Origin of the sequence: Methanosarcina barkeri str. Wiesmoor (assembly GCF_000969985.1) — an archaeon.
Lineage (GTDB): Archaea > Halobacteriota > Methanosarcinia > Methanosarcinales > Methanosarcinaceae > Methanosarcina > Methanosarcina barkeri_B.
Genome location: NZ_CP009526.1, coordinates 2044790 through 2058136 on the forward strand (window position 1 = coordinate 2044790; position 13347 = coordinate 2058136).

General features: G+C 38.7%; 10 protein-coding genes and 2 pseudogenes. 5 read left to right on the plus strand and 7 right to left on the minus strand.

Features of this window, described 5'->3' with window-relative positions; translation table 11 throughout:
* The first annotated feature begins 316 nt into the window (after positions 1-316).
* Both ppsA and MSBRW_RS22930 read left to right on the plus strand, forming a co-directional pair.
* Positions 317-2728 (plus strand): phosphoenolpyruvate synthase, encoded by a 2412-nt coding sequence (gene ppsA / locus MSBRW_RS08735; protein ID WP_011308021.1) that lies wholly within the window; start codon positions 317-319, stop codon positions 2726-2728.
* A gap of 323 nt (positions 2729-3051) precedes the next feature.
* Entirely contained in the window at positions 3052-3192 is a 141-nt protein-coding gene (locus MSBRW_RS22930) for a hypothetical protein (RefSeq protein ID WP_011308020.1), read from the plus strand.
* Between the two features lie 609 nt (positions 3193-3801).
* Here the strand turns inward: MSBRW_RS22930 and MSBRW_RS08740 are convergent.
* The 3 genes from MSBRW_RS08740 to MSBRW_RS08750 all read right to left on the minus strand — a co-directional run bounded on the left by MSBRW_RS08740 (position 3802) and on the right by MSBRW_RS08750 (position 6576).
* Complete coding sequence (locus MSBRW_RS08740) at positions 3802-4221, minus strand: MarC family protein (RefSeq protein WP_329957348.1); 420 nt, start codon at positions 4219-4221, stop codon at positions 3802-3804.
* Positions 4222-4883: 662 nt separating this feature from the next.
* A complete protein-coding gene (locus MSBRW_RS08745) occupies positions 4884-5375 on the minus strand; it encodes a DEAD/DEAH box helicase family protein (protein WP_011308018.1) in 492 nt (163 codons plus the stop codon).
* Positions 5376-5487: 112 nt separating this feature from the next.
* Entirely contained in the window at positions 5488-6576 is a 1089-nt protein-coding gene (locus MSBRW_RS08750; RefSeq protein ID WP_011308017.1) for a pentapeptide repeat-containing protein, read from the minus strand.
* A 330-nt stretch (positions 6577-6906) separates the two neighbouring features.
* Here MSBRW_RS08750 and MSBRW_RS22025 point away from each other — a divergent pair.
* Positions 6907-7101: pseudogene (locus MSBRW_RS22025) on the plus strand (IS1 family transposase); the annotation flags it as partial.
* 5 nt (positions 7102-7106) lie between these two features.
* Here the strand turns inward: MSBRW_RS22025 and MSBRW_RS08755 are convergent.
* Complete coding sequence (locus MSBRW_RS08755) at positions 7107-7580, minus strand: transposase (RefSeq protein ID WP_080565386.1); 474 nt, start codon at positions 7578-7580, stop codon at positions 7107-7109.
* A complete protein-coding gene (locus MSBRW_RS24240) occupies positions 7553-7912 on the minus strand; it encodes a transposase (protein ID WP_011308015.1) in 360 nt (119 codons plus the stop codon). Before MSBRW_RS24240 ends, MSBRW_RS08755 begins: the two co-directional genes overlap by 28 nt.
* Positions 7913-8240: 328 nt before the next feature.
* Here MSBRW_RS24240 and MSBRW_RS08765 point away from each other — a divergent pair, with 328 nt between their 5' ends.
* Positions 8241-8441, plus strand: a complete 201-nt coding sequence (locus MSBRW_RS08765) for a hypothetical protein (protein WP_048102974.1) — start codon at positions 8241-8243, stop codon at positions 8439-8441.
* A 35-nt stretch (positions 8442-8476) separates the two neighbouring features.
* On the opposite strand, the pseudogene MSBRW_RS08770 reads toward MSBRW_RS08765, so the two are convergent.
* Positions 8477-8770, minus strand: a pseudogene (locus tag MSBRW_RS08770) (hypothetical protein); the annotation flags it as partial.
* Positions 8771-9028: 258 nt separating this feature from the next.
* Between MSBRW_RS08770 and MSBRW_RS08775 the strand changes: the two are divergent.
* On the plus strand, positions 9029-9946 hold the full coding sequence (locus MSBRW_RS08775) for an HAD family hydrolase (RefSeq protein ID WP_011308014.1): 918 nt from the start codon (positions 9029-9031) through the stop codon (positions 9944-9946).
* Between the two features lie 1089 nt (positions 9947-11035).
* Here MSBRW_RS08775 and MSBRW_RS23355 read toward each other — a convergent pair.
* On the minus strand, positions 11036-13309 hold the full coding sequence (locus MSBRW_RS23355; protein WP_011308013.1) for a PLL family lectin: 2274 nt from the start codon (positions 13307-13309) through the stop codon (positions 11036-11038).
* Positions 13310-13347 lie beyond the last annotated feature (38 nt).

Here is a 13347-nt window from a genome sequence, read left to right on the forward strand (position 1 = left end):
AGAAATTATGTTGGGTGTAAATTTTTATTGAAAATGTTATTCTATAAATATTTTCCTAAAGGAAGACTTATTTGTTGCTATTTATTTACTAAAATTTAAGCTCTCTGCGTTTATCTGCAGGTAAGCTCTTTCCCGATTTTTACATAGCGATAAACTCATTTTTTTCATTGGAGCATAATTATATTGAGGGCCAGATTCAATAAAGAGTTCTTCGTCCATCTAGTGAGGAACTTTCCAAACTCTACATGAAGCTTTAAATGTATTGCCACATATTTTAGATTACAGTAAATAGTTTTAAAAAGGGGTTTTCTGGGAGATGTCTGATAGCAAAAATAAGTATATTCGCTGGTTTGAAGAGACCACGATCGATGATGTCCCAATTGTCGGCGGAAAGAACGCTTCACTTGGGGAAATGTACAGGGAACTTACTTCAAAGGGGGTAAAGATCCCAAATGGTTTTTCAGTTACTGCTGAGGCTTACTGGCATATTCTTGAAGCCGGAGGAATTCTGGAGAAACTTAAAAGCATGATGGAAGGGCTCGACACCTCGAATATTGCAGACCTTGCAAGAAGGGGAAAAGCTGCAAGAGACCTGATTCTTGGGGCAGGAATTCCGGATGATCTCTGGCAGGAAATTAAATCCGGGTATGACCGCCTCTGTGAGCAATATGGAGAAGATACAGACGTAGCCGTGCGAAGTTCGGCAACGGCTGAAGATTTGCCTACAGCTTCTTTTGCGGGACAGCAGGAGACTTACCTGAATATTCGGGGGTATCCTGGGCTTAGAGATGCGTGTATACGCTGTTTTGCGTCCCTTTTTACGGACAGGGCAATTTCCTACCGCGTAACCAATAAATTTGATCATTTCAAGGTCGCTCTTTCCATAGGAATCATGAAAATGGTCAGGTCGGACCTTGCTTCCAGCGGGGTTATTTTTACCCTGGATACGGAGACCGGCTTTAGAGACGTGGTTTTTATCACAGGTGCATACGGGCTTGGAGAAAATATTGTTCAGGGACAGGTCAACCCCGATGAGTTTTACGTCTTCAAGCCGACTTTCAGGCAGGGTTTTAAGCCGATTGTCAAGAAAAAAGTGGGGAGCAAGGAGATAAAGATGATCTATGGGCGCGGCGATTCAAAAGTGCTTACCAGGAATGTAGAAGTTCCTGAAGCTGACAGGCTGCGCTTCTGTCTCAGTGACGAAGAAGTGCTCAAACTTTCCGGGTATGCTATTGCTATAGAAGACCATTATTCCGAGAAGTATGGGGAATCGCGGCCCATGGACATTGAATGGGCAAAGGACGGCATAACAGATGAACTTTTCATAGTGCAGGCAAGACCTGAAACGGTTCAGTCCCAACGGCGTAAAGATATCCTGGAAACCTATGTACTTGAAAAAAGGTCCGAAATCCTTGCAAGGGGAAGGAGCGTAGGCGACAAAATCGCATCCGGAAAAGCTCATGTAATTCCTGATATCTCAGACTTGCCTTCTTTTAAACCAGGAGAAATCCTGATTGCGGATACCACGACTCCAGACTGGGAGCCTGTAATGAAAAACGCGGCTGCGATTGTCACGAACAAAGGAGGACGGACCTGCCATGCAGCGATTGTCAGCCGGGAGCTGGGGATTCCTGCAGTTGTAGGAGCAGGCAATGCAACCGAAGTACTTGAAACAGGCAGGGAAATTACGGTTAGCTGTGCCGAAGGCGAGGAAGGGCTTGTATACGATGGAATTCTTCCTTTTCACAAAGATACCCTGAGCCTGAAAGATATGAAGCGCCCGAAAACCGATATTATGATGAACCTCGGAAACCCGGAAGAGGCTTTTGGCTTTTCCATGATCCCTAACGACGGAATAGGGCTTGCAAGGCTGGAGTTTATCATTACGAGCTATATCAAGGTCCACCCGATGGCTCTTGTGCACCCTGAAAAGGTCAAAGACCTTAAAGTTCTTCAGGAAATCGAGCAGCTTACCCGAGGCTACAGAAGAGAAGATTATTTTGTCGAGCAGCTTGCCCAGGGAGTTAGCACCATTGCTGCGGCTTTCTATCCTAAGCCGGTTGTAGTTCGTATGAGCGACTTCAAGACCAATGAGTACGCAAGCCTGCTTGGGGGCAGCTACTTTGAAATGGAGGAAAGCAACCCTATGATAGGGTTCAGGGGAGCTTCCCGCTATTTTGATGAGCGTTACAGGGAAGGATATGCTCTTGAGTGCAGGGCTATGAAAAAGGTCAGGGACGAAATGGGGCTTACAAACCTTATTCTTATGATTCCTTTCTGCAGAACGGTTGAAGAAGCGCGGAAAGTTATTGATGAAATGGAAAAAAACGGGCTCAAAAGGGGAGAAAACGGGCTTCAGGTCTATGTAATGTGCGAAATTCCAAACAATGTTCTGCTTATCGACGAATTCAGTGACTTCTTCGACGGCTTCTCAATAGGTTCAAATGACCTGACCCAGTTGACCCTTGGCGTTGATAGGGATTCCGAACTTCTTGCCGCTGAATTCGATGAGCGGGACCCAGGGGTTATGAAAATTATGTCAATGGCTGTCCAGGGAGCAAAACGTAATGGAAGACATAGCGGAATTTGCGGACAGGCTCCAAGCGACTTTCCTGAAATTGCGGAGTTCCTGGTAAAAGAGAAAATAAATTCTATTTCACTTAATCCCGATTCGGTTATGAAAATCACCCTTAAAGTTCTGGAGACTGAAAAAGAACTTGGAAGGTAGTGATAAACCAAAAAAGGAATTTGAATGAATAAAAAGCTAAAAAATAGCTATTAAGGTAATGAAAAGTCAAAAAAGAACTAAAAAATAGAATAGATAGCTGAAAATAAGCTGAGAAGACAGTAAAATGTTAAATAAAAGTTGGAATTTAATTAAAAATATCAAAAAATTAGGAAAATAATAATAGAAGCTAACAAGAAATCTGGAAAGGAACTTGAAATATAATGAAGTGAGCTGGAAAAACCAGACTAAAATAATTATAAGAAGTATCTGAATAATAGATCGATTTAGATCTTATTAAAATAATACAAGTGGGAGAAATTTTAATGCCTTTTTTAAAATATTGCCCGGAGTGCTATTCTAAACTTGAAGATGATCTCTTCGAGGAATTTCAGTATTGTCCTGTTTGTGGGTACTGGACAAGAAAAGAAACTGCAAGACTTGAACCATTAATAATCATGGAGTGAGACTGAAATGTTTGAATCCTCTGTAGAGTGTGTCCGATGTGGTACACCTCTTAAAAAGCAGGTGATTGGTTCAAATGTGTTTTATTACTGTAGAAAATGCGGGTGTACATCTTCGGTTATTTCTGTCAGTACATCATCTCAAAGTGCAACTCGGCCGATAAGTCATTTTTGAAGAGACCTGCATTCAGAAATAACCCTCAATAACTCTCAAAACCGAAGATTTAAAGCAAAACCATCTCAGGTCAATTAACCAGGTATGATCAGGCCGGTTTTGCTTCATATTTTGTTATTTTGACTTTATATTTTTGTTATTTTGACTTTATATTCTTGTTATTTTGACTTTATATTTTTGTTATTTTGACTTTATATTCTTGTTATTTTGACTTTATATTCTTGTTATTTTGACTTTATATTCTTGTTATTCTGACTTTTATATTCTTGTTATTTTGACTTTATATTCTTGTTATTTTGCTTTCTTTTTATTGAAAAAAGTAAATTCTAATGCAGCCATTACGGACTGTTCTAATAATCGAACTCAGAAAAATGATGTAAAAATAGAATGTAAAAAGCGATTCTGGAACTTTGTCCCAACTCTCCTGAATCACTGTCTTATTTCGTTAAACTAAATATGTTTTTTAAACCTGCTGAGGTAAGGTTTACTGCAAGCGCTGCAAGCAGAAGTCCCATGAGCTTTGTAAAGACCAGCATTCCATTATATCCTATGAATTTATGGATTCTTCTTGATAAGAGGAAGATGTACAGGCAGAGAATGAAAGTAAATATGATTGATATGAGGATTATTATTTTATGCTCAATGTTTTCTGTACTTCCCATCAGGACAATTACCGTGCTAATTTCACCTGGGCCTATAAGAAGAGGCAGACCTATGGGAAATACCCAGATATCTTCACGTTCCTGGGACTGCGAAATATCTTCTTCAGTAATGCTTTCTCTTGAGATTTTGGCATGCATCATATCAAAGGCAATGCTAAAAAGCAATATCTCTCCTACAACCCTCAATGAATCCACACTAATGCTGAACAGTTCAAGTATTATGTTGCTGGTTACTGCAAAAAAGGGCAATTAGACAAGTAAGTGTGACTGATTTTTTTGCAATTTGATTTTTTTCTTCATGTGTCATCTTGCTGGTCAGGAAGATGAAAGTTACTACTCTGCTGATTGGGCTGATTAATACATCACTACTTATAACTAAAATTTGTCTTGTTGCACATCTACTTTCTGGAATTTTATAAAGCTTCTTTTTATCTTTTTTAGATTACGTGCTTGGTCCGAGAATCTATACTTGTATATATTTTAAGATTGACAACACATTCGTTTACAGAAGAAATTAAGTGTTTCTTGCAGTTTATTTATAAATACATTACAAAATAGTAACAGCAGTGAACAAATTTAAAGATATCCTGAAAGTCAAATTAATTTTAAAGTAAAACATAGATAAATCAGGTAAAGAGCTGATCCCAAAACTCAAAATTACTTCTCTGAATTCTGTATTCCGAATAATCAATCAAGTTTCTGATCATGAAAACAATCCTGAAAATTCTTGATGATTAAGAACTAAATGGCTTTTGGGATAAGCTCATTCAGAATACGAGATTCAGAAAAGTAATTTTGAATTTTGAGATATGCTCATTAATAATACCACCTAGTTCTTAAACATATGTTTTGAAGTATTACACAATTTTCGACCTTTTGCCATATTGAAAATTTCCAGCAACCGTGCCCCTACTTGCAGAAATTGCCGCGAATCTGGGATCTCCTTCTGTAATTAGCTCTTCTTTATTTACAATGGGACGTCCAGGGCATCCAAAATCGTTGTCAAAAGTGCAAGTACCCCTGTCACAGTAAACTTCTTCTCCGGGTCTCTTTCCTATTGATGCTTGTTTGCAAACGAAGTTTGATCTGCCTATAGCTTGAACTGCATACTTAAAGTCCCTTAAATACTGTTTCTGTAAACTTATTTGATCGGTGCATATGTACCCACCTTGGAAGTACCTACAAAGTGCTATTGCAACCGGAGATTTCCCACAACCAGTTGGGGCTTCGATTAGTATGTACTTCTTCCCCTCATCTAAAGCGTCTGCAACACCTTTCAACATCTGGACTTGTTCTGGCCTGATATGATCCATAGGAAAACAAGATAGAATGTCCTCATAAGTGCTCATTTCTCATCAAATTTATTTATGAATCTAAACTATATAAATATGTGAATTCCCTTGTCTAATCGCATTCAATTCTTTGTAACAGTGTGACGTGAAAATATTCGGTAATATCCGATCATTCATCAGGTTTCTCAAAAAGAGCAGGGTACCTCTCTCTCAATGGTATCTCCAGCTCTTCGTCTAATTCTGTATTGTAAAGTGTTTTTACTCTAGAAAGCTGGTCAACTGATAAGCCTATAGTCTCAACAAGGTAAGCTTTTTCAAGACAAGCTCCTTCAAGAATAGCCTTACTAAAGTAAGCACATTTAAGAAAAGCCCATTCAAGGTTAGTCTTTCTAAGGTTAGCATATATTAGGTAAGCAGATGAAAGATTAGCCAATTTAAGGTTAGCTCCATAGAGTTGAGCGAAGATAAGGTTAGTTTTTATAAGGTTAGCATTTTCAAGGTTAGCATATGAAAGACTAGCTCCTTCAAGATTTGCTCCATCAAGTTTAGCGTATTTAAAGTTAGCCCTTTCAAGGTTAGCTCTATTAAGGTTAACCCCTGTGAAATTCGCTCGTTCAAGATTAACCCCATTAAGGTTAACCCCCTCTAAATAAGTTCCATGTAAATCCAAGTAACTAGGCTCTCCAGACTGAAAAGAATATTTGCGCCTTCCAATGACAGTAAGAACTGCTTGAATATCTGATGATGCCATCGTTTGGGTTTCAACGTTTTCAATTACTTCAACACTGGAATTCTTTCTAACATAAGCGGTTAAAATCTCCATGATTGGCCAGTAGTCTTTTTCAGACTCTTTTGAGATTCTTTCAAGTGCATATATTCCACCTAAACGAATCTCCATATTTTCATTTCCTAGCTGATCAACAGCCCTAGTGAAACGTTCAGTTATCTGTCCTTCTCTAGTAGTTGTAAGGTTTCCCCAAGCAAAATAAATACCAATCCCAACAGCAACGCCACCAAATATTTGAGCTAATGTAGCACGATAGTTATTTTCCATCTCAGCTAAGTATTTTGGGTTCATAATTCCAAATTGAGCGACTTGCCAGTGCGGAACATATTGCAGTGCTAAAACCAAAAACACTGCAAAGATAACAACAATTAATAGAGAAGTCTTTGAGTATTGTTTTGCCTTCTCAGAAATTATAGATAAAGATGGGATCTTAAATTGTTTATATTTTTTAATTACTTCCTTAAAATCCATATGCTCTTTCCTTTACCATGAAATGTTTATCTGCCCTTATTAACTGTAACTAAAATAAACATTATCATTTATACGCAAAGGATTCCCAGATTTAAATAATCTCAGATTGTTAATGTTCGGTCAATCAATTCTCGGCTGTATTATCTACCCTTGCTTCTTACCCTTAGATCAGTATCAGATTGTGCCCCATATAATCTTTAACAATTTTCTCGGGGGTACTGCGGTTTCATACAGTTATTTTAATAAAATTATAATTCTGTTTCATAGAAAATTCGATGGTCAATTTGTATCTGATTGATATTATATATTTGAAAATCATATATTTATACTATGGGAAAACGAGGTCCAAAACCACGATTTATTGACGTTGCTTGTCCAAACAAAAACTGCAAACTCTATGGTCTTACTAACCAAGGCAATGTTGTTGGAAATGGAACTTACATAAGTCGTGGAGAAAAAACAAGAAGATATCTTTGCCGCCATTGCGGTAAAGTATTCAACGACCATACAGACACTTTTTATCATAGAGCCTATCCCAAAAGTTCATTTAATCTAATTATTGCTGCTATCATTACAACTCCTAAATATGATGTCTCTTTAATTTCATATCTCGGAAATACTTTCTTGCATGACTCTATCCAACTAAAGAACCTTTCTACTACGCTTTTCTTTTTGTATTCTTCCTGATCTACCTTTATTGGTCTTCCTCTCTTCTTATTTTTCCTATTTCTTTTATTTACTAGTATATTGGACTTTATTCCTCTTCTCCTGTTATATTTTCTAATTTTAGCTGTATCATACATTGCATCAGCTGTTACTTTGGAAGGCCTGTTAACAGGCCTTCCTATAGGTCTTTTTATCTTGAAATTTTTAAGTGTAGGTATATAAAGTGTAGAATCATTTTTATTTGCAGGAACAATGATAATCGAGAGAGGTAAACCCTGTAAGTCTACTAAAACGCTTATTTTTATTCTTTTTATTTTTTTGTATCCATCGTAGCCGATATTTCCCCTTTTTTAGCCGGAATATCCTTTGTATCAGTAAAGCAATGAGAAAGATCTATTTTCTTCAAGTCGTAACCTTTGTTTAAAAGCTCATTGAAAATCTTCGGATAGATACCATGTTCACACAGATATAGATGAAATCTATGAACTGTTGACTTAGATCCATATCTCCTGGGAACGTCTTTCCACGTACAACCAGTCATAACAACGTAAAAAATACCGTTCATTAACTTCCTCATATTTGCACGCGGCCTTCCTGTATGTGGTTTCTGTGGAGGAAGATAAGGTTCTATGGAGTTCCATAGAACGTCATCGATTTCACGAAAGGACATAAAAGTAAATTTATAATTTCAGCATAATATTAATTTTGGGATAGGCTCAAAAAATAAGTAGGTCAAGTAGAAAACAAGTAAGTTAAGTAATACATAGTGAGTTAAGTAATACATAGTGAGTTAAGTAGTAAGTCAATGGATTATAAGGCAAACCTTTCAACTAATACATAGTGAGTTAAGTAATAAGTCACTGAATTCTAAAGCAAACCTTAAGTCAAGTAATATATAGCGAGTTAAGTAATAAATCAATGAATTCTAAGTCAAACCTTAAATCCATCAAATAAAATATAAACGAATCCAAATCTGGATAAGTATCGGCTGTGATTTCATGAATGGGGAAAAAATCGAGAAAAAGCTATTTGAAGAACTCAATTTTATCAAAAAGCAACTTGGGGAAATTAAGGAGCATATGGTGGATATAGACAGCCTGCTCACTGCAGAAGAAAAAGAACTGGTACTTAGAAGTTTTGAAAATGAGGCAAGAGGAAAACTAGTACCTTTAAACCGGTTGGAGGAAATCAGGCTTTAAAATAGATAAAACTTAGATTCGGCAGGTTAACGCAACTAGATATATATATTATCATATTTCTCTCCCATGAGACTCAATATTTTCCAGTGAATTTTTTCCATATTCAGTATTTCTGACTTTGTTTTCCATTTTTTCTGCGTTATAAGTTCTGTAATTACCTGAAACTTGAAAAATATATATTTCATTGTCGTTTTTTTGTTGATTTTCCTTTTTTACTGTTTCACGTTTTTTAATGATTTTCAAATCTATTTTTTCAAACACGACTGAAGGGAAATCTGCAATCCATTTTTTGCTGCTTTTAATGCATCTTCTTCACAGAAAAAGGATTCAAGTAATTATTTGCTACTACTATTCCTAACTTATTTTTCTGTCATACTCAATGCTGATTATTTTCATTATTGATTACTACGAATATTGTTCTCGTACATAATGCTGAACAGAAACCGTATAACAGGCGCCCGCACAGGAAATCTCATATATAGGTCGTCTTGGCCTTACCTGAAGGAGAGCTCTCCAAAACATTACTCATACTGCCTTTTATCTGGGATTTTTTGATTTTATCTGAAGTAAATTAAGAGGAATCGATAATGTCCGAAATGCTTTCGTTATGGAACGAAACAACAGCTAGGAAAGCAATCCTTGATTACGTTAATGCCGTCACAAATCCTGAAAGCGCTGATTTTGTGCCAGAAGCCGAGCGAATTGCCATAATGGATAACGATGGAACCATGTGGGTGGAGAAGCCCACATATGTCCAGATTTTCTTTGCCATAGATCGACTGAAACAGCTGGCTGAGTCAGATCCTAAACTCCTGAACCAGCCGAGTTTCAAAGCTGCTGCAACAGGCGACCTGGCCTACTTTTCCAGGCTTGATCCCCACATTGGAGGTAATGTTAAGGAGCTGATGAAAATAGTCTTTGATTCTCACGCTGGCATGTCTCAGGATAATTTTATGCTCATAGCTAAAGAATTCCTGGAGACCGCCAGACATCCTCGTTTTGGCGTGCTATACAGGGACCTGACATATAAGCCAATGGTTGAGTTCGTGCATTACCTGGGAGATAACGGCTTCAAGGTCTTCCTGGCATCCGGTGGTGGCATGAGCTTTATGCGTACGGTCTCAGAGGAAATCTACAACATCCCAAGAGAGAGGGTTATTGGCAGCAATATCGCATTTGAGACCCGCCTGACTGATGAGGGGCCGGTAGTATTCCGCAGGCCAGGGCTGGTCGATCCCATTGATGACGGACCAGGCAAGCCGGTAAATATAGAGCTGCATATAGGCCGCAAGCCCATTCTTACCGCTGGCAATTCGGATGGGGACTTGCATATGCTATGGTTGGCACAGAAAAGCGGTCACTGCTCTCTATCGCTACTGCTCCGCCATGATGACGCTGAGCGTGAGTACACCTACGACGAGGGAAGCGAGAAAACTCTGCAGATGGCTGAAGAACGGGGCTGGATAGTGATCAGCATGAAGGATGACTGGAAGACTGTGTTCTAGATATGGACATTCAAAGCAAAAAGATACAGGGCGTGTAAAATTCATCAGATGTCTCATAGTAGTACCCGATTTCTGAAATTCAGGTAGATATTTACGAGCAGGGAAAAGTTCACCATTTCGGTACATTCCCTCAACTCAAAGCCCAAATGTGTGAGTGGGTTCTAGGAGTAGAGAAGTCACCCGACAGAATAGATGCTCTTGTTTGGTCTATCACCAAATTAACTGAAGTATCCATCCAGCTTGGAGACTTTGACCTCTCTAATTGATAAGTACAATAATGCCTAAGGCTCAGTGGATTTGATGTTTTAGATCAGTTTCTATTGATAAAATTCTTTCAAATTTTCTAAATTCGATCGATTCAATAGAAGTCAACTATCTATTCGCGGTTCTGGCATGATCGGGTTGAATAAATAAAAATATCCGGATAATGAAATTTTTATGCGAGTCGATTTTGACATTACAGCAGATATAAACTTAGTCTCTATAAGATTCATTAAAAAGGCAAGAAATAACAACGTTATACTCTAAAAATGTTACTATTTTATGTTTAAGGATTATTCTATGCAGTTTTTCAGGCTTTTTACTTCGAGTTTAGCGACATTATAATATTTCGTTTCTATAGGCTTAGCATGGAAATGGTCTTGTCTTTGGAGATGTAACTACAGTCTCACAGTTGAGGTATTTTACCTTACGGATGTCGTAAATTCAAAAATGATAGCATTCTATGTGAGATGGAAACGAACAAAATAGTAAAAAGTTCGTGTTTATTAAAGAATATTTAAAAATATGATAAAAAACAAGTGATTTTTTCTAGAAAATACGAACATTGTATCTCAAAACGTTCGTATATTGAAGTATGCCGCAAAATTAGATTTTACGAAAATGTGGATTGACAAATTTACAAAGCGAAATTATTTAACGATAAAACAAGTCGCTAATTTGTAATCCTCAAACTTGTCGTAAGTGCTATATTATCCGCTCTTAGAGATCTTCTTCAATGTCAACTAATGTTTGAAGATCGTCTTTTTCCCAAATCGCTCTAAGCTCATATTGATTCATGATTTTCTCCTCGTTGGTGCTGTTCTTCATTTATAAAAATTTCCATTTCACCCAACCAGTTTTTTCATAATTACAATCCTTAGTTACAGGATAAGTCATTCTGGATGAAGGATGTCCCGCTACGTCTTCCATTCTATATTTAGAACTAGAATCCCTTCCCTTAATGGACGAGATTTCTCGCGTTGCCTCTCGGATAATACCTCCACCCATGGCATCAAATTTGGAGTGCTCTGTATGAATTTTCTTTCGTAGCTCCAAGGCGTTTATTACAACCGCACTCTTGATAGGGAAGATCGTCCCCCATTTGGTCAGGTAGGCTCTGGCAATTTTGTAAATAAGCTGTGGGACTGGCGCCACACTCCCATCGCGCTTATTATAGTCGTACCAGCCATCAGCCGTGGTACATCCCGCAACGGTACTATGCCTTCCACGACAGGCATAAAGTTTGTATCCTAAAGGCTGTGAAAAGTTGCCGGATGCTAATGGATCGGTTAGTTGTGCATTGTCTGCGATATACTTCCAATCTGAGTTCTTCGGTATTATTACGTTGTTATCTTTTTCAGTCATCCGACCATTAGGCCTAGGAACCAATGCCATAAAAGAAGAGTCATAATTACATTCATCACCACACACATCCCATGCGTAGACCCCTACATAATTGACCACATTTGGTGGCAGTTGGGTTAATATTCCATACCAGTTTCCTGGACCAGGAACGGGGTCAATTGTAAATATATTAACGGGGATTTGACGGATCTCTTCGGAGCCGTATGCATAGAGAAACCAGGCGGCCATAATACATTCGACGGCACCACGGCTGTGTCCGATAAAATTATATTGCTGAGCCCCTCTGGCGGCGGCGAGGTTGGCACCATGCAAGGCAAGTGCAGGAGCAGCCCACCCCGTAGCAATTCCAGGACGGCTACGCTGGTCACCCCCACTGTAACTTTTAACGTAATCGATGAGGCTTTTATGAGCGTTGAGCGGTCTATTAAAGATGAGGGGTTCGCTTTTATTCCTTGGTTCGCTCCAGTCGTTTTCAGATACGCCTCTTACAGTAACACTAGGCTTTGTCGCTTTAAGGCTACCTGATATTTCCTTGTGAATCCTCACTGGAATGTAACCCGTTTCGTCACAGTATATTCGCTTGTCACTTCCTGGGCCCCAAGTAATACTTGCGGGGCGCGTCTCTTCTCCCTCGTCTCGGGTACAGCTCGTTCCACAGAAACAAACGGTGTAGACTTCTACTAACGGCATTTCGCCATTCCAATGACCATTCGGTTTTTCCTGCCAGTTGTGGTAGAGTCTATCATTCGTGGCTATGTAGAATATCTCTAGTCTACCATCGACATTCTGGCCCACACAGATTTGTTTTGCAGCGTAATAGTGGCTTCCGTCTTTGAATTCTTCTTCACCGTGCCAACCACCATTCGGTTTTTCCTGCCAGTTGTGGTAGAGTCTATCATTCGTGCCTATGTAGAATATCTCCAGTCTACCATCGGCATTCTGGCCCACACAGATTTGTTTTGCAGTGTAATAGTGGCTCCCGTCTTTGAATTCTTCTTCACCTTGCCAACCACCATTCGGTTTTTCCTGCCAGTTGTGGTAGAGTCTATCATTCGTGCCTATGTAGAATATCTCCAGTCTACCATCGTAATTCCGGCCCACACAGATTTGTTTTGCAGTGTAATAGTGGCCTCCGTGTTTGAATTCTTCTTCACCGTGCCAACCACCATCAAGAGATTTCTGCCAGTTGTGGTAGAGTCTATCATTCGTGCCTATGTAGAATATCTCCAGTCTACCATCTATATTCTGGTACACACAGATTTGTTTTGCAGTGTAATAGTGGCTCCCGTTTTTGAATTCCGCGTGGCCTTTCCAAACACTATTAGGAGATACCTGCCAGTTGTAGTAAAGTCTATCATTCGTGGCTATGTAAAATATATCAAGTCTACCATCTATATTCTGGTACACACAGATTTGTTTTGCAGTGTAATAGTTGCTTCCATCGTAGGATTCATATTCACCGGACCATTCACCTCCCGGTTCTTTCTGCCAGTTGTGGCAGAGTCGATCATCATTCATGCGTATGTAGAATATCTCCAGTCTTCCGTCTTTATTTTCACCTACACAGATTTGTTTTGCAGTGGGATAGTTGGATTTGTCATTGATGTCCCTTTCGCCATTCCAAATAACACCATTCGGAGATTTCTGCCAGTTGTGGTAGAGTCTATCATTCGTGCCTATGTAGAATATTTCCAGTCTTCCGTCTTTATTTTGACCTACACAAATTTTATTTGTCATAATAATCCTCTAACTTTTAATTCAATTTAATTTCTAGG

Coding starts and splice junctions, on each gene's coding strand:
- MSBRW_RS23355 (WP_011308013.1), bottom strand. CDS start 13,309: ATGACAAATAAAATTTGTGTAGGTCAAAATAAAGACGGAAGACTGGAA.
- MSBRW_RS08775 (WP_011308014.1), top strand. CDS start 9,029: ATGTCCGAAATGCTTTCGTTATGGAACGAAACAACAGCTAGGAAAGCA.
- MSBRW_RS22930 (WP_011308020.1), top strand. CDS start 3,052: ATGCCTTTTTTAAAATATTGCCCGGAGTGCTATTCTAAACTTGAAGAT.
- MSBRW_RS08765 (WP_048102974.1), top strand. CDS start 8,241: ATGAATGGGGAAAAAATCGAGAAAAAGCTATTTGAAGAACTCAATTTT.
- MSBRW_RS24240 (WP_011308015.1), bottom strand. CDS start 7,912: ATGTCCTTTCGTGAAATCGATGACGTTCTATGGAACTCCATAGAACCT.
- MSBRW_RS08745 (WP_011308018.1), bottom strand. CDS start 5,375: ATGAGCACTTATGAGGACATTCTATCTTGTTTTCCTATGGATCATATC.
- ppsA (WP_011308021.1), top strand. CDS start 317: ATGTCTGATAGCAAAAATAAGTATATTCGCTGGTTTGAAGAGACCACG.
- MSBRW_RS08750 (WP_011308017.1), bottom strand. CDS start 6,576: ATGGATTTTAAGGAAGTAATTAAAAAATATAAACAATTTAAGATCCCA.